This window comes from Sphingobium sp. JAI105, from assembly GCF_015752145.1.
GTDB classification, from domain to species: Bacteria; Pseudomonadota; Alphaproteobacteria; order Sphingomonadales; family Sphingomonadaceae; genus Sphingobium; species Sphingobium xenophagum.
In genome coordinates, this window is record NZ_JADOUC010000001.1 from 2532700 (window position 1) to 2551266 (window position 18567).

26 protein-coding genes and 2 pseudogenes are annotated in these 18567 nt (G+C 64.9%); 2 read left to right on the forward strand and 26 right to left on the reverse strand.

Annotated elements, in window-relative coordinates; translation table 11 throughout:
- Positions 1-9: 9 nt before the first annotated feature.
- The 20 genes and pseudogenes from IWY39_RS12130 to IWY39_RS12220 form a co-directional block, all read right to left on the reverse strand.
- Positions 10-291, reverse strand: a complete 282-nt coding sequence (locus tag IWY39_RS12130; protein WP_107123484.1) for a VirB3 family type IV secretion system protein — start codon at positions 289-291, stop codon at positions 10-12.
- A complete protein-coding gene (locus IWY39_RS12135; RefSeq protein WP_107123483.1) occupies positions 291-623 on the reverse strand; it encodes a TrbC/VirB2 family protein in 333 nt (110 codons plus the stop codon). Before IWY39_RS12135 ends, IWY39_RS12130 begins: the two co-directional genes overlap by 1 nt.
- Positions 620-1555 (reverse strand): P-type conjugative transfer ATPase TrbB, encoded by a 936-nt coding sequence (gene trbB / locus IWY39_RS12140; RefSeq protein ID WP_231377521.1) that lies wholly within the window; start codon positions 1553-1555, stop codon positions 620-622. Before trbB ends, IWY39_RS12135 begins: the two co-directional genes overlap by 4 nt.
- Positions 1556-1772: 217 nt before the next feature.
- Positions 1773-2207: a CopG family transcriptional regulator gene (locus IWY39_RS12145; RefSeq protein WP_107123481.1), complete on the reverse strand. Its 435-nt coding sequence runs from the start codon at positions 2205-2207 to the stop codon at positions 1773-1775.
- A gap of 8 nt (positions 2208-2215) precedes the next feature.
- Positions 2216-4201: a conjugal transfer protein TraG gene (locus IWY39_RS12150; protein ID WP_107123480.1), complete on the reverse strand. Its 1986-nt coding sequence runs from the start codon at positions 4199-4201 to the stop codon at positions 2216-2218.
- A 26-nt stretch (positions 4202-4227) separates the two neighbouring features.
- Positions 4228-5863, reverse strand: a pseudogene (locus tag IWY39_RS12155) (relaxase/mobilization nuclease domain-containing protein).
- Between the two features lie 226 nt (positions 5864-6089).
- The gene (locus tag IWY39_RS12160; protein ID WP_107123478.1) at positions 6090-6854 is read right to left on the reverse strand and encodes a lytic transglycosylase domain-containing protein; all 765 of its coding nucleotides are present in this window, start codon (positions 6852-6854) and stop codon (positions 6090-6092) included.
- A 3-nt stretch (positions 6855-6857) separates the two neighbouring features.
- On the reverse strand, positions 6858-7205 hold the full coding sequence (locus tag IWY39_RS12165; protein ID WP_107123477.1) for a DUF736 domain-containing protein: 348 nt from the start codon (positions 7203-7205) through the stop codon (positions 6858-6860).
- 45 nt (positions 7206-7250) lie between these two features.
- Complete coding sequence (locus IWY39_RS12170) at positions 7251-7796, reverse strand: S26 family signal peptidase (RefSeq protein ID WP_107123476.1); 546 nt, start codon at positions 7794-7796, stop codon at positions 7251-7253.
- Positions 7793-8311 carry a DUF2840 domain-containing protein gene (locus IWY39_RS12175; RefSeq protein ID WP_107123475.1) on the reverse strand — a complete coding sequence of 173 codons (519 nt, stop codon included), beginning with the start codon at positions 8309-8311 and terminating at the stop codon, positions 7793-7795. Before IWY39_RS12175 ends, IWY39_RS12170 begins: the two co-directional genes overlap by 4 nt.
- The gene (locus IWY39_RS12180; protein WP_107123474.1) at positions 8308-8562 is read right to left on the reverse strand and encodes a hypothetical protein; all 255 of its coding nucleotides are present in this window, start codon (positions 8560-8562) and stop codon (positions 8308-8310) included. The genes IWY39_RS12175 and IWY39_RS12180 overlap by 4 nt, the downstream gene beginning before the upstream one ends.
- On the reverse strand, positions 8559-9197 hold the full coding sequence (gene parA, locus IWY39_RS12185; RefSeq protein WP_107123473.1) for a ParA family partition ATPase: 639 nt from the start codon (positions 9195-9197) through the stop codon (positions 8559-8561). Before parA ends, IWY39_RS12180 begins: the two co-directional genes overlap by 4 nt.
- A 211-nt stretch (positions 9198-9408) precedes the next feature.
- Complete coding sequence (locus IWY39_RS12190; protein ID WP_107123472.1) at positions 9409-10296, reverse strand: replication initiator protein A; 888 nt, start codon at positions 10294-10296, stop codon at positions 9409-9411.
- A gap of 11 nt (positions 10297-10307) precedes the next feature.
- On the reverse strand, positions 10308-10592 hold the full coding sequence (locus IWY39_RS12195) for a helix-turn-helix transcriptional regulator (RefSeq protein ID WP_107123471.1): 285 nt from the start codon (positions 10590-10592) through the stop codon (positions 10308-10310).
- 127 nt (positions 10593-10719) lie between these two features.
- Complete coding sequence (locus tag IWY39_RS24035; protein ID WP_229380557.1) at positions 10720-11034, reverse strand: DUF2285 domain-containing protein; 315 nt, start codon at positions 11032-11034, stop codon at positions 10720-10722.
- Between the two features lie 250 nt (positions 11035-11284).
- Positions 11285-11485 (reverse strand): transcriptional regulator domain-containing protein, encoded by a 201-nt coding sequence (locus tag IWY39_RS24040; RefSeq protein WP_219905863.1) that lies wholly within the window; start codon positions 11483-11485, stop codon positions 11285-11287.
- Between the two features lie 119 nt (positions 11486-11604).
- Positions 11605-11868 (reverse strand): DUF2285 domain-containing protein, encoded by a 264-nt coding sequence (locus tag IWY39_RS12205; protein ID WP_261377709.1) that lies wholly within the window; start codon positions 11866-11868, stop codon positions 11605-11607.
- A 120-nt stretch (positions 11869-11988) separates the two neighbouring features.
- A complete protein-coding gene (locus tag IWY39_RS12210; protein WP_107123468.1) occupies positions 11989-12231 on the reverse strand; it encodes a helix-turn-helix domain-containing protein in 243 nt (80 codons plus the stop codon).
- Between the two features lie 184 nt (positions 12232-12415).
- Positions 12416-12586: pseudogene (locus IWY39_RS12215) on the reverse strand (DUF736 domain-containing protein); the annotation flags it as partial.
- A 137-nt stretch (positions 12587-12723) separates the two neighbouring features.
- The gene (locus IWY39_RS12220) at positions 12724-13092 is read right to left on the reverse strand and encodes a winged helix-turn-helix transcriptional regulator (protein ID WP_107123467.1); all 369 of its coding nucleotides are present in this window, start codon (positions 13090-13092) and stop codon (positions 12724-12726) included.
- Positions 13093-13175: 83 nt separating this feature from the next.
- Between IWY39_RS12220 and IWY39_RS12225 the strand changes: the two genes are divergently transcribed.
- A complete protein-coding gene (locus IWY39_RS12225; RefSeq protein ID WP_107123466.1) occupies positions 13176-13544 on the forward strand; it encodes an MAPEG family protein in 369 nt (122 codons plus the stop codon).
- 59 nt (positions 13545-13603) lie between these two features.
- Here the strand turns inward: IWY39_RS12225 and IWY39_RS12230 are convergent, their stop codons facing one another.
- Positions 13604-13735 carry a DUF736 family protein gene (locus IWY39_RS12230; RefSeq protein ID WP_107123465.1) on the reverse strand — a complete coding sequence of 44 codons (132 nt, stop codon included), beginning with the start codon at positions 13733-13735 and terminating at the stop codon, positions 13604-13606.
- Between the two features lie 538 nt (positions 13736-14273).
- Entirely contained in the window at positions 14274-14600 is a 327-nt protein-coding gene (locus IWY39_RS12235; RefSeq protein ID WP_107123464.1) for a DUF736 domain-containing protein, read from the reverse strand.
- Positions 14601-14873: 273 nt separating this feature from the next.
- Here IWY39_RS12235 and IWY39_RS12240 point away from each other — a divergent pair, with 273 nt between their 5' ends.
- The gene (locus IWY39_RS12240; RefSeq protein ID WP_181316567.1) at positions 14874-15038 is read left to right on the forward strand and encodes a hypothetical protein; all 165 of its coding nucleotides are present in this window, start codon (positions 14874-14876) and stop codon (positions 15036-15038) included.
- 129 nt (positions 15039-15167) lie between these two features.
- On the opposite strand, the gene IWY39_RS12245 is transcribed toward IWY39_RS12240, so the two are convergent.
- The 4 genes from IWY39_RS12245 to IWY39_RS12260 form a co-directional block, all read right to left on the reverse strand.
- Positions 15168-15665, reverse strand: coding sequence for a hypothetical protein (locus IWY39_RS12245; RefSeq protein WP_443019984.1), 498 nt, complete (start codon positions 15663-15665; stop codon positions 15168-15170).
- Positions 15666-15755: 90 nt separating this feature from the next.
- Positions 15756-15923, reverse strand: coding sequence for a hypothetical protein (locus IWY39_RS12250; protein ID WP_180900490.1), 168 nt, complete (start codon positions 15921-15923; stop codon positions 15756-15758).
- A gap of 205 nt (positions 15924-16128) precedes the next feature.
- Positions 16129-17418, reverse strand: a complete 1290-nt coding sequence (locus tag IWY39_RS12255; RefSeq protein WP_145169715.1) for a hypothetical protein — start codon at positions 17416-17418, stop codon at positions 16129-16131.
- Positions 17415-18347 carry a DUF2493 domain-containing protein gene (locus IWY39_RS12260; protein WP_107123462.1) on the reverse strand — a complete coding sequence of 311 codons (933 nt, stop codon included), beginning with the start codon at positions 18345-18347 and terminating at the stop codon, positions 17415-17417. Before IWY39_RS12260 ends, IWY39_RS12255 begins: the two co-directional genes overlap by 4 nt.
- Between the last annotated feature and the right edge of the window lie 220 nt (positions 18348-18567).

Here is an 18567-nt window from a genome sequence, read left to right on the forward strand (position 1 = left end):
CGTCGCTCCTCAAACCGACAGGTGGCCGGGGATTCGCAGATGCTTGCGCACGACGTCGACGAACTGCGGATCGCGCTTGGCAGCCCAGACGGCTGCGAAGTGCCCCAAGGCCCAGAGGCCAAGGCCGACCAGCCAGAGGCGAAGGCCGAGCCCGAGCGCCGCCGCCAGCGTCCCGTTCAGGATGGCGAGCGAGCGCGGCGCACCGCCGAGCAGGATGTGCTCGGTCAGCGCGCGATGGACGGGGACCGAAAAGCCCGGCACTTCGCTCGCCGTCTCGGCCGACGTCGCCATCAGACCAGCGCTCCGCCGCCGAACGAGAAGAACGACAGGAAGAAGCTGGACGCGGCGAAGGCGATCGACAGGCCGAAGACGATCTGGATCAGGCGCCGTGCGCCGCCCGAGGTGTCGCCGAAGGCGAGAGTCAGGCCGGTGATGATGATGATCATCACGGCGATGATCTTGGCCACCGGCCCTTCGATCGATTCGAGGATGGATTGCAGCGGCGCTTCCCACGGCATCGACGAGCCGGAGGCGTGGGCGGCGGGCGCGAGCGTCAACGTGATGAAGGTGACGGACACCGCCGTGGCGATGTGGCGGCGGATGCGCAAAGCATGCTGGATCATGACGGGTCTCCTGTGAGGGGCTGGGTTGCGGGGGTGACGCGGTAGTCGCCGTCGGGGCGGAGCCCCTCGATGCGGGCGAGTTCGGCGAGGCGGCGCAAGGCGCCGCGGCCGGACAGGACGGCGACCAGATCGATCGTTTCGGCGATGAGCGCGCGCGGAACGGTGACGACGGCTTCCTGGATCAGTTGCTCCATCCGGCGCAGGGCGCCGAGGGCGGTGCCGGCGTGGATGGTGCCGATGCCGCCGGGGTGGCCGGTGCCCCAGGCCTTCAAGAGATCGAGGGCCTCGGCGCCGCGAACCTCGCCGATCGGGATGCGGTCGGGGCGCAGGCGCAGCGAGGAGCGGACAAGATCGGAGAGCGAGGCGACGCCGTCTTTTGTCCGCATCGCGACGAGGTTCGGCGCTGCGCATTGCAGCTCGCGAGTGTCCTCGATGAGGACGACGCGCTCAGAGGTTTTCGACACCTCGGCGAGCAGCGCGTTGGTGAGCGTGGTCTTGCCGGTTGAGGTGCCGCCGGCGACGAGGATGTTGCGACGATCAGCGACCGCCTGGCGCAGTGTCTCGGCCTGAGCTGCGGCCATGATCCCCGCGGCGACGTAATCGTCGAGCGTGAACACGGCGACGGCGGGCTTGCGGATCGCAAAGGCCGGCGCGGACACCACTGGCGGCAACAGCCCCTCGAACCGCTCCCCCGTCTCGGGCAACTCGGCCGAGACACGTGGGGCGCCGGGGTGAACCTCGGCACCGACATGGTGAGCGACCAGGCGGATGATCCGCTCGCCGTCTGAAGGCGACAGCAGCTCACCCGTGTCGGCGAGCCCTTCGGAAAGCCGGTCGACCCAGAGCCGCCCATCGGGGTTGAGCATCACCTCGACGATCGCGGGGTCTTCCAGAAATCGGGCGATTGCCGGCCCGAGGGCCGTGCGCAGCATGCGTGCGCCGCGAAGGATCGCCTCCGATTTTCGGTGAGTGGCCGCCACGTCGTCCCCGTTCTCTTGCGGGTCCGCGACATGCGGCCCTGGATCGGGAATGAGTAGAAGAGGCAGAAATTATGGTCTGACAACAACCATGACGTGGCCGTCGTACTGTGGCGTACAAAGACAGGGAAACGGCGGAACGCAGGAATACTTGCTTCCAGCTTCCCCGTGATTAATTCGCGTCGCGCGCGGGCGCGATGTCGTCTGAGATCTCCTGTCTAAGCTTCGGCCCTTGAGCGAGTCGGCGACCGAGCGCTGTAACGAACGCCTCGTAACGCTCGCCGGCCTTGGCGCGTGCCGCCTGAGCGGCGGGCTCGGGCAGTGCTGGCGTCGTGGTCACCCAGAACCGGACGAACACGGCCAGCGTCTCGACGGCGATTCCAAGGTCACGCTCCATGCGCGCCATTCGCCGGTCGAGCTGGTCGAGCCGTTTGGTGGTGGCAGCCTCCTGCCGTTCGGCGGCGTCAGGCGACAGGAAGGAGGCGATGCCGGCCTCAGCGATCAGCGAGAGAGATTGATCGCGTCGAGCGGCATGAGCGGCAAGCGCCTTCATGACGTCCGGTTCGAGGTACACCGACAGTCGCTGCTTCTTGCGAGGCTTCGTCATTGTGCCTCCTAAAGCTCGATGCCGTCGCCGGGATCGAGCGACGCCTGGCGCGCGACTTGGCGCATGGTCTGGTTCATGCGCGACAGGCGTGCAGCATCCTCATCGACGTCGTCACGCGGCTCGATCTCGAACTCGTTGTCAATGGGCGCCTTACGCTCGACTGGCTTAGCGCGGCTGAGTTCGGGTTGATGCCGGCGCTCGGAGTCGGTCGTATCCTCGTCCTCCGATCCGACGCCGCTAGTGGCCATCGCGACCGCTGGCGTCGCCGGAAGGGGCAGCGTGCTCCAGTCGTCCGGTCGGGCCGTTGCCGGCTTCATCAGGTTCGGCGGCGACATGATGCGCTCCTGAAACCGGCGGTCCTCATAGTATCGCGCCTTCTTCGCGCGGATCGGCGGGGTGCCCGCCACCATGACGATCTCGTCCGACGGCGGTAGCTGCATGATCTCGCCCGGTGTCATCAGTTGCCGGGCTGTCTCCGAGCGTGAGACCATCATGTGGCCGAGCCAGGGCGACAGGCGATGACCGGCATAGTTCTTCATGGCGCGCATTTCGGTCGCGGTGCCAAGCGCGTCGGAGACGCGCTTGGCGGTCCGCTCGTCATTGGTCGCGAAGCTGACGCGGACATGGCAGTTGTCCAAGATCGAGTTGTTCGGTCCATACGCCTTCTCGATCTGGTTCAGCGACTGGGCGATCAGGAAGGCCTTGAGGCCATAGCCCGCCATGAACGCCAGTGCGCTCTCGAAGAAGTCGAGACGGCCGAGCGCCGGAAACTCGTCGAGCATGAGCAGCAGGCGGTGCCGGGTTCCTTTGGCTTGCAGATCCTCGGTCAGGCGCCGCCCGATCTGATTGAGGATCAGGCGGATCAGCGGCTTGGTCCGGTTGATGTCCGACGGCGGCACGACGAGGTAGAGCGTGGTCGGATGCTTGCTGCCGACGATATCGACGATGCGCCAGTCGCAGCGGCGCGTGACCTCAGCAACGACAGGGTCGCGATAGAGGCCGAGGAACGACATCGCCGTCGACAGCACGCCCGACCGCTCGTTGTCGGATTTGTTCAGCAGCTCGCGCGCCGCACTGGCGATCACCGGATGCGGGCCGGCCTCGCCCAGGTGAGCGGTCTTCATCATGGCGGCCAGCGTCGACTCGATCGGCCGCTTCGGATCGGAGAGGAAGGCGGCAACGCCGGCCAGGGTCTTGTCGGCCTCGGCGTAGAGGACGTGCAGGATCGCGCCGACCAGCAGCGCATGACTGGTCTTCTCCCAGTGGTTCCGCTTCTCCAGTGAGCCCTCTGGGTCGACGAGGATGTCGGCGATGTTCTGAACGTCACGGACCTCCCACTCGCCGCGGCGCACCTCGAGCAACGGATTGTAGGCTGCCGACTTCGTGTTGGTGGGATCGAACAGCAGGACGCGGCCATGATGTGCGCGATAACCTGCCGTGAGCGTCCAGTTCTCGCCCTTGATGTCATGGACGATGGCGGACCCCGGCCAGGTCAGCAGTGACGGCACGACCAAGCCGACGCCCTTGCCGGACCTTGTCGGTGCGAAGCACAGGACATGCTCGGGACCGTTATGGCGGAGATAGTCGTGATCGAATTTCCCCAGCACGACGCCATCCGCTCCCACCAGCCCGGCGGCGCGCACTTCGCCCCCATCGGCCCAACGGGCGGAACCGAAGGTCTCCGCGTTCTTCGCTTCGCGGGCCCGCCAAACCGACATGCCGATCGCAACCGCGATGGCGATGAAGCCGCCGGAAGCGGCGATATAGGCGCCCTCGACAAAGATCGGCGGAGCATAGGCATCATAGAAATACCACCACCAGAAAAAGGCGGGCGGATAGTAGATCGGCCAGCCGGCCAGTTCGAACCATGGAAGTCCAAGCTGTGGCTGGAAGCCAAGACGGTAGGCCGTCCACTGCGTCGCCGCCCAGGTTGTCATCAGCACGATCAGGAAGACGGTGAGGATCTGGCCCCAAAGGATTTTGGTCGCCGACATGGCGGGCACTCCTTTCTTTATTGCGACTACATGCCGAGGCCGCGATTTCGACCGAAACTCCAGTCGACTCCGCCGGCGCCCCGCGAGACGCCGGAGACGTGCTGGCCGAGCTGGCGTTCGAGGGATGGTGACCAGGGCACGAGCTGGAACCCGAGACCATCGTCGATCATGGCGAAGCGGCCGGAGGCGAGCGCAAAACGCTGGCGAGAAGCTGACACCGCGGGACTGCCGCTCGGCGAGGCCTTGGCCAACGAGATGGTCGGCGCGCCGGTCCATCGCCTGGCGAACCTCCGCGCCGAAGCCGCTGCCGCCGAGCGCGACGGGATCGCGGGCGATCGCCTGCCGGTCGAGCCAGGTCGCACCGGTCGCGTTGACCTGGGCGGAGATGTCGAGATCGGAGCGGACAGCGAGCGCGACGAGACGTCGTCCCTGCGCGTCGTCGAATTTGCGCAGCTCCACGATCGAGCCCGGCGCGCTGTCGCCGGCGGCATCAAGGTCGGGCAACTTGATGTGGTGAGTGCGACCGTCCGTACCGTCGACCACGGCATAGGCCGTGCCCTTCATCTCATCGTCGAGACCGCGATCGACCAGCCGGCCGACGACAGGATCGTCAAGGCTTTCGCCGGCGAGAACATAGCTCGCGGCGCTGCGCTCAATGCCACGTTCGGTGAGGCCGCGATGAATGCGTTTGATGATGTCGCCGCGCTCGCCCAGCTCGCGCAACGTCGCCTCGGCATTCTCTGACACGACCCATTGGCCGGGGCCGACCTGATCTGCGAGGCCGAGCGTCTCCAGCTTGCGCAGCCGGCCGACCTTCATCGCGTGGAATTCGTCCGGCTGGCGATCTGGCTGCGGGGCGAGATCGACGACGCCGGTACGGTAGCTGTCGCGGGCGATCTGGCGATCGAGATTGGTCCAGTGTTCCGCCTGGACCTGCCGTTCCAGATTTCGGCGAATCTCTTGGTCGGTGCGCGGCCCCAGCTCCTGGGTGACGAGATCCTGCGCACGGGCGCGCATGCCTTCCTTGATATAGTCGCGCGAAATGACGAGGTCCTGGCCGTCATCGGTGCGCCCGCGCAGGATGATGTGGACATGGGGATTGTCGGTGTTCCAGTGATCGACGCCGACCCAGTCGAGCTTGGAGCCGAGATCCTTCTCCATCTGTCCCATCAGGTCGCGGGCATAGGTCTTGAGGTCGGACATCTCGGTCGCGTCCTCCGGCGAGACGATGAAGCGGAAGTGATGTCTGTCGTCCTGGGTCCGCTCGGCGAAGGCCTTGGGGTTGGCGTCCTCGGACTCCGGTCCAAACAGCCTGGCCTTCTCCCCATCCCGGGTGACGCCCTCGCGTCGGAGATAGCTGAGGTGGGCGGAGAGCGGCGCGGCCCGAGCGGTGTGCCGGACGACGCGTGTCTTGATCACCGTGTTGCGCGATCGGCTGGTGAGCAGACGATTGGCCTGCACCGTCGCGCGCTGGCCGCGGCCGAACCGCGAGCGGTTGCCCGAGCTGATCTGGCCGGAGCGCGAGACCCTGCCACCGGCGCGCTGGGCGGCGGCGAGCGCCTGGGCGATGAAGGGGCGCGCCTGTTGTGCGCGCGTGGATCGGATGCGGCCCGGCCGGATACGGAAATCGTCCTCGCCGTTCATGGCCGAGGCTCCGCACATCGCGCAAACGCGCGGTAAACCTTGGCGAAATGGAGGATGCGCAGGCTGCGCCGATCAGGCGCACCTCGCGCCGATGCGCCATAAGCCCCTGAAAACACACGACCGCACCAAGCCGCACATCGCGCGCTTTTATCTCGCCATCGTTCGGTTGTGCTGCCTGCTCTTCCCGCCTCTGACGCCAAATCCACGCCCGAACCCGACAATGCCGCAGGGAGTGCGAAGTCACTCATCGCGGCCCCGCAGTATCGGTTCGCGCCACGAATAGGCCGCCCGATAGCGGTGCAGGCAGGACCGGATCGCGCGCGGACTCCTGCGCGGATGGTGCAGCCGGAGCACCGTCGTTTTGTCGCCGATCTGCACCCGTGTTGCTATCGACCTGCACGATGAAGAGCGGCGCACGGGTCCAGGCGAGCGGATCGGCGGTCGCCACCGTGCCGGGGGCAGTCGGATCGCCGCCGCTGATAATCGATGCGAGAGCGGCGACATAGGCGCGCGTTTCGGCCGGCAATGGGCGGCCGGTGGCGCGATATTCCTCGTAACGCCCGGGACCGGCATTATAGGCCGCCAGAAAGCCGGGCGAACCGTAGCGATCGTGCATCTCGCGCAGATACGCAGCGCCTGCCATGATGTTGTCGCGTGGGTCGTAGGGATTGCCGCCGAGACCATGTCGAGCGCGCAAATCGCCCCACGTCGCTGGCATGATCTGCATCAGCCCCATCGCGCCCTTGGGTGAGATCGCGCGCACATCACCGCGGCTTTCGACGCGCATGACGGCCCGAATCCACGCCTCCGGAATGCCGAACCGGCGCGCTGCGTCGGCGATATGACCGGCATAGGGATCGCTAGGTGATGCGCGCTCCACCGATGCGTCTTGTGCGGCGGCCGGGACGGTCGACGACAGGCCGCTAAGCAGGCCGGAAAGGAGAAGGAAGGCTGTGCGTCGGACGGTGGGAAACCGTCCGACGACAGCGCGATGGCGGCGAGCCGGCATAGCTCAATCCCGCTCGCCGCGCTTGGGCGGGCGACTCCAGTGCAGACCCCAGGCAGACTTGTCGTCGGCCGACTGGAACAGGTTGGCGCGGATCGGCTGCGGAAAGCATGGATCGTCGAACTGCAGCGCGACGTAATCTCCGGCCTTCTCGCCGGTGCGCTTCCAGCCCGCACCGATCTCCGCGCCGGTTTCATTGTTCATGCTGTCGAGAACATGGACGCGGAAGTCGGGCGCGTTCTCGGCATCGGACGGTTCGGCCGGAATGATGATGATGTCCTGATGCAGCAGGAGTGTTTCCAAGTGGCCGATGAAGCCGCCATCGTCGCGAGTGAATTGACCTATCAGGGACATGATTGCCTCCGTGGATGTGCGGTGAGGTTGGGATTGGGCACGCCGTCACCGCGTCGGCGCGCGCCAGACGAAGCGGTCATCGCCGTCCTCGTCGGTGTAGAGAGGGATGGCCCGACCGATCACGGCGGAGGCGGGAAGCGGGCCGAAGTAACGTCCGTCGAGACTGTCGCGGACTTCCCGGTTCATCAGGAACAGCTCGCCGTCCGCGACGACACGGCAGCCCTGCCAGACGGGCAGCCGATTGCCGCGACGATCGCGATCGAGCGCCTCGCCCATCGGCACGGCGTCGACGGTGATCGCGAGGCCGGTCCTGCAAACCCGCTGGCCAGGGAGCGCCACGACGCGCTTCATCAGCGGCACGCCGCGCGGCAGATAACTGCCCTCAGCGAGGAAGCTCGCGAGCGGCTCGGGCACGCGCACGGCGACCAGATCGGCGACTTTCGGGGACGGGTCGGGCTCGATTGCATAGAGGCCGATCGGCGTGCTGGCCGACGCGTTCCAGATCAGCTTCGGCCCGAAGGACACGAGCGACAGGGCGCCTAGCAACGACACGGCGGCTGTCGTGGTGATGGCGTAGCCGAGCCGGGTCATGCGCCGATCCTCCGCGCCAAGAGGAAGGCGCGATGGCGCTGCATCGTGTAGGCGCGTGGCGTCTCGCCGGCGGCAAAGCGGTTATGGACGTGCCGCCAGTGATCAGGCGCGACCTCGGCCGGATCGATGCCGATCGCCTCGATCGCATCGATGAGCTGGAGCATGCGCTCCACCTTTGGCCAGCCATCGACGCGCAGCAGGATGTCGCCGCCGGGCGTCACGGTCGCGATCGTCTGGCAGGGTTCGCCGGAGCCGACGGCGCGCAGGATGTCGAGCCGGGAGAGCACCGTTCCGTGCTCGTTCGCGGCCCAGCGCACCAGCGCGAAGGCCGCGCCGGGAGGGAAGAAGAGGATGCGACGCCGGCGGTCGAGGACCTGTTCGCGGACCTCGCGGCCGAAACGGATCCAGTGTTCGACCTGCTTCTCGATCCAGACGAGTTCGACCTGGGTGAGATCTTCCGGCGGCGTATGAAGCGCGCGGCAGGCGGGCGCGGATGCGGCGGCGAAGCCGGTCATTGGGCGTCTCCTTGGGCTGGGGGAAATTCGCGCTCGAACAGCGCGCGCAGCATGTCGGCGACCGTCTGACCGCGCTGGAAGGCCGCGATCTTGATCCGGCCACGCATGTCGGCGGTGACATCGATGGTCAGCCTGGCTGAGAAGTCATCGGCGGGCAGAGCGCTCTGGGTCTGGCGATCAGGCGTCTTGATCCAGCTCTCCGGATCACCGGGCCGGGATGCGAAGCCGCGCTTGGGGGACCGTTCGTTCATGCGCCGATCCTCGTCACCTCGGCCGCGAGCGCGGCGATCTCGCGCGCGCCCGGGCAATTTTCGTCCTGCTCGGCGGCGATCCGTCCGGTCTGCACGACATCGGCGAAGACGATGCGCTGACCGATGGTCGTCACCAGCAATGGCGGGTCGTGATCGGCGAGCGTCTCGGCGGTTTCGCGGGCGAGCACCGTGCGTGCCGCGCAGCGGTTCAGCACGAAGCGAGCGGCAAGCTCGGGGCGGTATATGCGCGCTTCGCCGAGCAGCGCCAGCATCTCGGCCGAGGCCCAGCCGTCGAGCGGCGACGGCTGCACCGGGATCAGCACGAGATCGGCGGCGAGCAACGCCGAGCGCATGAGACTGGCGACGCGTGGCGGCCCATCGATGACGACATGGTCGGCGTCACGCGCCAGCTCCGGCGCCTCGCGATGCAACGTGTCGCGAGCCAGGCCGACGACACCGAAGAGCCGCTGCAATCCCTCCCGGCTGCGTTGCTGCGACCAGTCGAGCGATGAGCCCTGGGGATCGGCATCGATCAGCGTGACGCGCTTACCAGCGCGCGCCCATTCGCCGGCGAGATGCAGCGCCAGCGTCGTCTTGCCCACGCCGCCCTTCTGGTTGAGGAGCGCGACGATCATGGCGCGCTCCTGTCGGCCAGCGGAGGGTTATCCGCAGGCGTGGAAAAGCGCACTTCCGTTAGAAAGATTCCGAAGGAATCTAAGTTAGATAAGTTAGAGGGCCCGCAAGCTGCTGATTCAACGCCGGGAATCGGCGATTCCGGTCCCCGATAGCACGAGAGTCCGGTCCCCGATGGCACGACAGTGCCGGTCCCTGATAGCACGAGACTATTCACAGCTTATCCCCAGGGCGAGTTGACGAGCGGCGACGGCGGCGCGGGATGCCGAGCGCGTCGGGATCGGTGGGTACGAAGGACAGGATTTCCGGACCGCCGACGCCTTGCTCGATGGCCAGGCGGTAGCCGGGCAGCGGCTGGCGGCGGACGATGTCGCGCAGGTCGTAGGCGAAGTGCTTGAGTGGCGAGAGGCTGCCCGACTTGGCGTGCAGGTGCGGGAAGTCAAAGCTCCAGCCGAACTCCTGTTTGCCGCCGTGCTTTCGCACCAGGCGGTAGAGCCAGCGCTCCAGCCCGCCGGTGAGATCGAAGTAGTTGCGGTCGATCGTCAGCACGAGCGCGTCGTCGAGGACGGCGCCATAGAACCAATCGGGCAGGATCAGCTCGAGACCGAGCGGACGGCCCCGATGGTCGGCGCGCTCCTTCCATTCATTGATCCAGGAGAAGCGGTGCATCCGCCGCTCGGTCGGCTGGCGGATCGAGGTCGCGACCGTGGTCGATTGCAGCCGATCGAGCGCGGCCTTGAGGCGGTCGTAGTCGCGCAGCGACACGCCGCGTCCGATGAAGTTCAGGATCTCATAGGGGGTGGTCGCCATCAGGCGCGATGGGCGCAAGCCGACATCGCGCGCTTCGACGATCTGCGAGGCGGCCCAGATGAGGACGTCCGCGTCCCAGATCGTAGCCATGCCATGCTCGGGAACGGCTTCGACGCGGATCTTCACCGAGCCCGCCTTGAAGTCGATCGGCGCCAGGCGCTTCGACTTGGCGAGCGAGAAGAACGGGTAGGCCATGAGATCCTGCGCATCGCGCGGCGCGAGATCGCCGGGCAGCGCCCGGAACAGATCGAGTTGAGCGCGCTCATCTTGATGGGTGTGGCGGGACGACACGGCCGGCCACCTCAGCGCGGGAAGCGGCCGCCGGCGGTGGCGGTCGAGGCGATCTGGCGTTTGGCCGGCAGCACTGTGCCGCCGCGCGGATCGGAGGTCGAGGTGACGAGACCGCGATCCGCCCAAGCCTGAAGGTCATCGACGGAATAGACCACGCGGCCGCCGAGCTTGCGGTAGATCGGGCCGGTCCCGTAGGTCCGGTGCTTTTCGAGGGTGCGCTCGGACAGGCCGAGGAAGCGCGCCGCCTCCTGCGTTCTCAGGTAGCGTGGCGGCAAATTGGCGGCTCTTTCGGCCATGATCGCACCTCCGTGATCTCGCGGGTGGCCGCTGCGGATTAGCGGCGGGTTGCGAGCACGGTGGCGCAAAGCCGGCGCCTCGGACGATGTCGAAGTAAGGATGCTAAATTCGACACCTCGGCAGGTGTCAGCGTCCGCGTCTCGGACGTCGCAGCAACGACCGATATCCGCCGCGAACGAGCTTCAAGCCGTCGCGGGCAAGACGAATGGTGGTTTCGCGGATGGCGCTACCGACCCAGGACGCCGGATCATTCTCATGTCGCGGGAAGATAAAGAGTGCGATGGCACGGTAGGCGGCGCCCGTCGCTCGGCCGTCGACGACGCGCAGCATCTGCCGCGCCCGATGTCGTCGCTGCGACGTCATACGAGGATCCGGAGGCGCTCCACGGCCGCTGGCGGCCGACCAGAACCGGCCCAAGGCGGTCAGGCGGTCGGGTGTCATTTCGTCGAGATAGATTACCGCGGAGAGAGCGTTGCCTTGTCTCGCGCCCGAAAGGCTGACGTCGAAGCGCTCGCCGTCGAGGTCGAGGCGAAAAAGCGCGTCGTCGCGCTCGATGAACGCGCGAGCGCGTATTTCGTCAAGGCTGAGACGAGACCCTTCGGGCGCGACGGGGCCGCTCCGGAGGACGATCGCCCCCGGATCCGTTTGCGGGGTCCAGAAGATGGGCTGCGCGAGTGCAGAGATGCCCGGGTCAGCGGCGAAAACACAGCCCCCATTGGTTGGCGAAGGCTTGCGTAGTCTCTTCTGTCAATCGCCCGGAGGCGGCGAGTCCGAGATATGCCGCTTGGTAATCCGGGTTCCGTCGCAGGAATTCCCAGGCAAGCTCGCCTGGCGTGAGCTGGTCAATATAGTCGTAGGCAGTCTCGGACCGCCAACTCTCTTCCTCGGACATCCTCCGCCACCTCCGCGCAAATGTTACGCAACGCGAGTTGTGAAGGGTTGATGATCCCAAGTTGAGCAATGTCGGGGAAGAACGAAGTCGGATCGACGTGATGCAGTTTCTGCATCACGTCAGTGGAGGCGGGGTCCGAGCAGCTCGCCGCAACCGCTTCGTGTCATCCACTTGGCGCGAGAAAGATGTGCGGTGTGGACACGCGCCGCGCGCTCGGGATCGCGCTTGGCGCTGATGCCGAACAGCGCTTCGACGACCTCCTTCCAATCCGCGCCGTCGGCGTCAGCGTCGAGGAGTCTGAGGTAAAGCGTTAGGTGCGCCTGGTCATAGGCGGTAAGCGCTGCGCCGTCTGGCGGCTGATCCAGAAAGTCTTCTTTGGTCACAGTATCCCCCATCCATAGATGTATCCGTTTTGAAGGGGATTGTTAACGCTGTTTTGAGAACGACGGCGACCGCTAGACCGCATGCCGCATGGTCCTAGGGAGCGATGGCCCGCCAATGAGTCAGGCGTCTCTCTGTCCATTGACCAGCATCACTCCCACACCTTGGTCGGAGTTCAGGAAGACGATGCCGCTGCGCTCGAACGCTCGCCGGACCTCATCGCGCGTGCTCTCGTAGACCTCGAGGCCGGCTTCGGACTCGAGGCGCTTGAGCGCTGTCAAAGAAACCCGGGCTCGGTCAGCGAGCGTCTCCTGTGTCCAACCCAGCAACGCGCGTGCGGCCCGCGATTGTCGGGCGGTGATCATGCATGATCACCTCCCATTTGGACCTACGCGTACGCCAGTACTACGACTATGATAGTCGTTCTTGAGGGCAAAGGCCAGCGATAACGGCGTCGAGAGGTCGACCCTAGGCCCTATGGGCCGCGAACTGATTCGGTCGTCCGTGCGACGAAGGCCCCGGCCTCTCGGCCGGGGCCTCGCGCGGGCCTTAGTCGCTGCGCCGGCCGTTAGGGCGGGACCAGATGAGCGAGAAGGTGTCGCCCTCCTCGTCGTCGAAGAGGTTGGCGTAGATCGGGGCGTTGAAGCTCGGGTCATGCAGCTTGAGACCCAGATAGTCGCGGCCCTCGTTGGAGCGCTTAGACCAGGCGGCGCAGATCTCGAACGGATGCGGAGCACCGCCTACGGTCGATTATGCGTGGCGCGCAATTCAGCGGAGTCGAGTGCTGGGAGTTGCGGCAATCCGCCAATGTCGGAGCTTTTGCTCCGTATGACATCGACATGGCGGAGCCGGACCAGTTATCGGGCAAGCTGCTCAGGACGGGCAGCGTAGAATTCTTCCGGCGCGTGCCAGCGGTCGGGGATGTGCTGCTCTCCCCAACGCGCGAGTTCCTGGATCGTAGGCAGAAGCGCTGCCCCCTTGCGGGAGAGTGCGTAGACGCCACGACTGGCGCCCCGTCGAGTAGCACGCTGCTCGACGAGACCCGCTGCTTCCATCCTGCGCAGCCGTTCAGCGAGGATGTTGGTGGAGATCCGCTCCGGTGCGGATAGGAAATCGGAGTAGCTGCTTGCTCCCATCACCATCGAGCGCAGAATGACCAAGGTCCATTTGTCGCCGATGAGATCAAGCGCCGAGGCGATGGGACAGCCGGAGCGAAAGCTGGGCATGAGCAGATGATCCTAACTTGCAAACTACAAGTCAGCTTGTATACTCCGGCCGAAGCCGTTCGGTATAGGGGGAGAGAAACAAGATGCTTCCGATCACTTCCATGGTTGCGACTTTGGCGGCGGTGTCGCTCATTGCCTTGAGCCTGCCGGTCAGTTTACGCCGGATGAAGGTGGGAACCGAGATCGGTATGGGCGACGATCTGGCGTTGCTGCGGCGTATCAGGGCGCAGGGTAATTTTATCGAATATGTGCCACTTGGCCTCATTCTGCTGGCGCTCGCGGAATACCGACAGGCGGCAACGGGGCTGGTGTGGACCATTGCTGGATTGCTTGTCGCTGGACGTCTCCTCCATGCGACGGGGATGTTAAGCGGGCTGACGCCGGCGCGCGCCACCGGCATGCTAGCAACCTATGGCGCGCTTCTGGCCGGAGCCGTCGCACTCGTCATCTGATATAGGCGACGGCGGTGCTGCGGCGTCTTGCCGTGTGGCGCCGCGCCGCGGGCGCAGGGTCACCGTGACCAGATCAGCGCGTCTTCGCTACCGTCGCCCTCGAACAGGTTTGCGTAGATGGGTGCTGTGATCGAGGGTTCGTCGAGCTTGACCGAGTGATAGACCCGGTCGTCCTTTGAGTGCGGCGACATGCGGCACCGGTTCAGGGTCCTGCGACGACCACCCTGAGGTTGGGCGCCATCTCGCTGCCGGTGCGATCATCGCTTGGAACGAGGCGGCCCTAGACGTTGAACGGCAGGGTCTTGACGGCGCCTAGGTAGCTGCCATCGCCGCTGCGGGCGAACGTGCCGATCTGCGTCATGATAGTCGTGTCGCCTTGCTCAAGCCCCCGCGACCATCGCGGCCTTGTGGCGATAAGGAGTCCCGTGACGGTTGCCCCGCACCCATCGGGCCGAAACAACGCGGAGGGCGGTGGGCAAAGGTCTTGTTGCTTCGCGAGGAGCCGAAGCAGTCGGCGGGGAAGAAGATCGCGCGGCCGTCGTTGCGGGGAATCGGCCGGGTCGAAGACCGCATCATGCGGCCGATCATGCCGAGGAGTTTGCAGAATGGCTCCGCGAGCAAGGCCAGCGACGAACGCGTCGCGAGGTCGTCCCTTGATCCTCATGGGGCTGCTTGGGTCGTTGGTGCGGCGAAGGCCCCGGGCTCTCGGCCGGGGCCTCGCGCGGGGCCTCAGTCGCCCCGGCGCCCGTTGGGGCGGGACCAGATGAGGGAGAAGGTGTCGCCGTCCTCGTCGTCGAAGAGATTGGCGTAGATTGGGGCGTTGAAGCTCGGATCGTCGAGCTTGAGGCCCAGATAGTCGCGGCCCTCGTTGGAGCGCTTGGACCAGGCGGCACCGATCTCGGCGCGGCTGACCAGAACCCGGTGGCTGGGGGCGTTCTCGCCGGTGGCGCGCTGGTCGGGGACGATGCGCACGTTCTTGGCCTGGACGCTGAGGGTGACGATTTCGCCGGTGAACTCGTTCGAGCCGGTCTTCTTGAAGGTGCCGATGGTCGCCATTGCAAATCTCCGTTTTCCGTTCCCGAGCCCGCACCATTGCGGCCTCGATGGCGATCGGCAGGCCGGAGGTGATCGACGGCGCACCCCGAAGGGGCCTGACAGCCAAGGAGGGCTTTCTTGTCTCGCGAGGAATGACGGCGCAGCCGGCAGGGGAAGAAAGTTTGACGCGGCTGTTGCGTCATAGGCGATCGAGGCGTCAGCCGGCGTTCGGCCAGATCAGGCCATTGAAGAGGCCGTTTGGAGCGGTCGAGGCACGGTCAGAGAACGGAGGAAATGGTGGCCATCCCGCACCGGCAGACCGGCGTCGCGGCGATGCTCATCGGCTTCGTTTCCTACCGGCCAGAACATCGGCGCTGCATCCTGACCCTCCACCAACAACTGGGAGATCGCCGCGCCGGTTCTTCGGTCTGTCGCGGAAACAAGGTCCTGCCACTCTAGCGCTGTAACGAAGGCCGTTTGCCGGGACCTGGCGTCGTTCCGCACCCCGCGCTTCCATCATCGGCCTCAGGCGGCGTGGGCGGTCGTCGCCCACCGCACGTCTGGCCTTCGCAATGGCGATAACACCTGTCAGGTCCGCGCAAGGTCCCGGCCGGACGGACCCGTGGCCGCCGCCATCCCCGCGATCCGCACGAAGGCGGTGATGCCGACCGCGACCGCGCCGATGACGGAGAAGATGATCTGCCAGGTGTCGGAGGGCATGGTGTGTTTCACGATGCCGTGCGTCGCGTGGTAGCCGGCGAGCGCCGCGGGCGCGACGAAGGCGAGTGCGATCGCAAGACGCATCCAGAGCGGACGGATAAAGGCGAGCAGGAACTGCCCGAGCCCGAGCGTCAGTGCGGCGGCGCCAAAGCCGACGATGATTGCACCGAGCCAGCCGGCGCCAGTCTGATAGGCCCATGTCCCGGCGCTAGCGCCCGCGAAGAACGGCAACGCGAAGACAGCCAGGGTGAACAACAGCCAGCACAGGCCGCCGATCGCGGCGATGCTGGCGAGGATACTGATGAAGATCATGGTGGTGTTCTCCGCGAGATAAAGGTCTGACGGTTGCGCCTCCACCACCACCACGGCGCGTTGCCAGTATAGCCGAAGAGAAGGCGGGACGGGAGCGGAAATCCCGCAGGATTCCCGCTTGCGGCCGTGCCGCCTTGCCCGCGATCAGCGGGCGAAGGGATCGACCTCATGAACAATGGCTGCGGCTTCGCCGTCATATTCGCCGGCGGGCATGACGCCCATGGTGCCGTCGCCGGCCTGGAAGATGACGATTGAAACCATGAGGGTGGTAGCGAGGCTGAAGGCGAACGCGTGAGCTTGATTGAGGGACATTTGACCGGCTCCTGTCTTGGAGGCGGGAGACCATCTCCCGCGCGACAGGCGCCCGATGTGTCCGGCCAATGGCCGCAATCACCGCGCAGGCGAAGCTGAAGCGGCGGCACGCTTTGCGTAGTCCGACCCTTTACGGGTTGATGGCGCCAGGCCAGTGGCTGGACCAAGGATCAGCGCATAGAGAGCGGTTGATGGCGACGCGTTCTCAGGAGGAGGGTGTCAGACCGAATCGAAGTCGCGGGAATTCACCGCGTTCGCGAGCGACCTTGAATACCTGCTCAAGCGCCCCAATGAACGCGTCCTCTGTTCGGAGATGAAGCGTATAGTTGTGAAGTTCTGGGTAGTCCAGAACGAAGCATGGAATGCCGGTATCGTCGAATATTCCCATAACTGGTGGTGTATAAACCGAAAATTCATTCATGAAGAGTTCTTTGACCACAATCAGACCAATAATATCGCGGCGTCCAACATCGATTTTGTGAACAATGCCATTCGTGAGAAACGTAAGAGAGTGGTTCTGTTGCGCATATGAAATAGAGCCGCGCAATTGAGCCGTCGCCTTCGTAAGATGGGAGACAACGGTGGATTTTTTACGTTCAATAGATCTTTGCAATGCACGCTCCGTGTTCGGGCTGTCCTTCGCTTGAATGAGCAGGATGGCAGAAGCTGTGATGACAAGGACATCTACAAACTCCTTCCCGTCGTCGGGCCTGATCGGATTTAGATAGATCTGGTCGCTCGCGAATGTCCGATGTAGAGCATGAACGATGTCGAGTTCACTGAAGTGACCGGCATCATCACGCTCTAGGACCGTGTGCATGTTGGTTTTCTTGCCATGATACGAGTTTACTTCGGGTCGGACGTCCGAGATATAGAGATCTTCCGGAAATAGAGGCTCTTGGAGATGGATCGCAAATGACTGCTCGTCGTCCAACGTTGTCCTACGGCCGAACCAATCAGGCATCTGATCAAGAAAGTCCCTCGCTAGATGAAATGAGAACGGCAAGAAGTTCATGGTTTCAGCGAATGCCCGAAAGCGGGGGGCGTCATCATTCTTCGCGGAATAGCCCAGCAGTTCACGATTATGCTCGTCGAGAAAATGGATCTTAAAGTGATCGGACGAAAGCAGCTGTCTGATGTCGATGGTCATCTGGTCGTCGAACAGCGGAGACCAGAATGTCAACGGCTCGTCGTGGTCGTCGAAGAAGGCCGTTACGAGCCCATAAGAGGATGAGCCGTCTGCTGTGAGCGGTACTAGATAGAAGCGAAATTCACGCTTTACCTTTGCTGCCAGCATGTACTCTTTTGGGCACTTGATGATCAGTCTTGTAGCCTCTTCCTCGGATAAACGCAGGGGCCAGAGGCCTCCAGGAAAGCTCACAAGTTCGGGGAATATTTCTGGATGAGTAATTGTGAGCATGCCAGTCCGTTCCTCGAATACTTTGCTGAGAAGACAATAACCGCCTTTGCGAGATTTAGCAGTAGCGGCGCTCAAGCGCCGCCCATTGCGAACTTCCAGACTGGGATGCCGAGCTTCTTCGCCTTGTCGGCGAGATTGTCCTGGATGCCCGTGCCGGGGAAGACGATGACCCCGATCGGCAGGACGTCGAGCATCTGATCGTTGCGCTTGAACGGTGCGGCCTTGGCATGTTTCGTCCAGTCGGGGGCGAAGCCGACCTGCGGCACCTTGCGGGCGTCGGCCCATTTGGCCGCGATCTTCTCGGCGCCCTTGGGGGACTTGCCGTGCAATAGCACCATGTCGGGGTGTTTGGCGTGGACCTGATCGAGCTTGGCCCAGATTAGGTGGTGATCGTTGAAGTCGAGCCCGCCGGTGAAGGCGATCTTCGGACCGGCGGGTAGCAGCACCTCGTTGTCGGCTCGCTTCCTGGCGGCGAGGAAGTCCCGGCTGTCGATCATCGCCGAGGTGAGGTTGCGGTGGTTGACCATCGATCCGCTGCGCGGTCGCCAGTTCGATCCGGTGTGGCGCTCATAATGCTCGGCGGCCTGGTCGCGCATCAGCTCGAAAGCGTTGCGGCGTTCGATCATGGTCTGGCCCTCGGCCGTCAGGCGCTCCAGCTCGACGGCCTTCACTTCGCTGCCGTCCTGTTCGCGCTGGCCGCGGCGCTGCGCCTGTTCATTGTCGTCCAGCTCGCGCTCGATCCGGTCGGTAGCCCGGTGGAAAAGGTTGACGGTCGACCAGAGGAGATCGTCGAGGTCGGGCTCTAGGCGGGTGTCTTCCAGGGTGGCGATCAGCGCGTCGAAGATGTCGGCGATGGCGCCGGCGACGTGGTCGCCCTCCGGAAGCGGTCGGGGGTCGGGTTCATCCGTGAAGGGACGGTAGCCGTAAAGCTGGAGTTCGCTCAGGACATGGTCGGTGGGGGAAGAGGCGTGGTGCGGTTCGTAGTAGTCGTCGTGCTCGCTCATTGGGATGCTCCGTCGGTTCGACCGCGACCCTCGCGGCCTTCATGGCGACGAAAGCCGGCGGGCGGGCCGGACCTGCATCCGCAGCGAAGCGGAGGGCCGGAGCGCAGCGGAGGATGACGAAGGCGGGCTATTTTGCCTCGCGATGGAAAGCGGCTCTCGGCCGCGCCGGAAAATAATCCGCCGCAGGCATTGCGGGTCCGGGCCGTTTGCTGGCCGATCG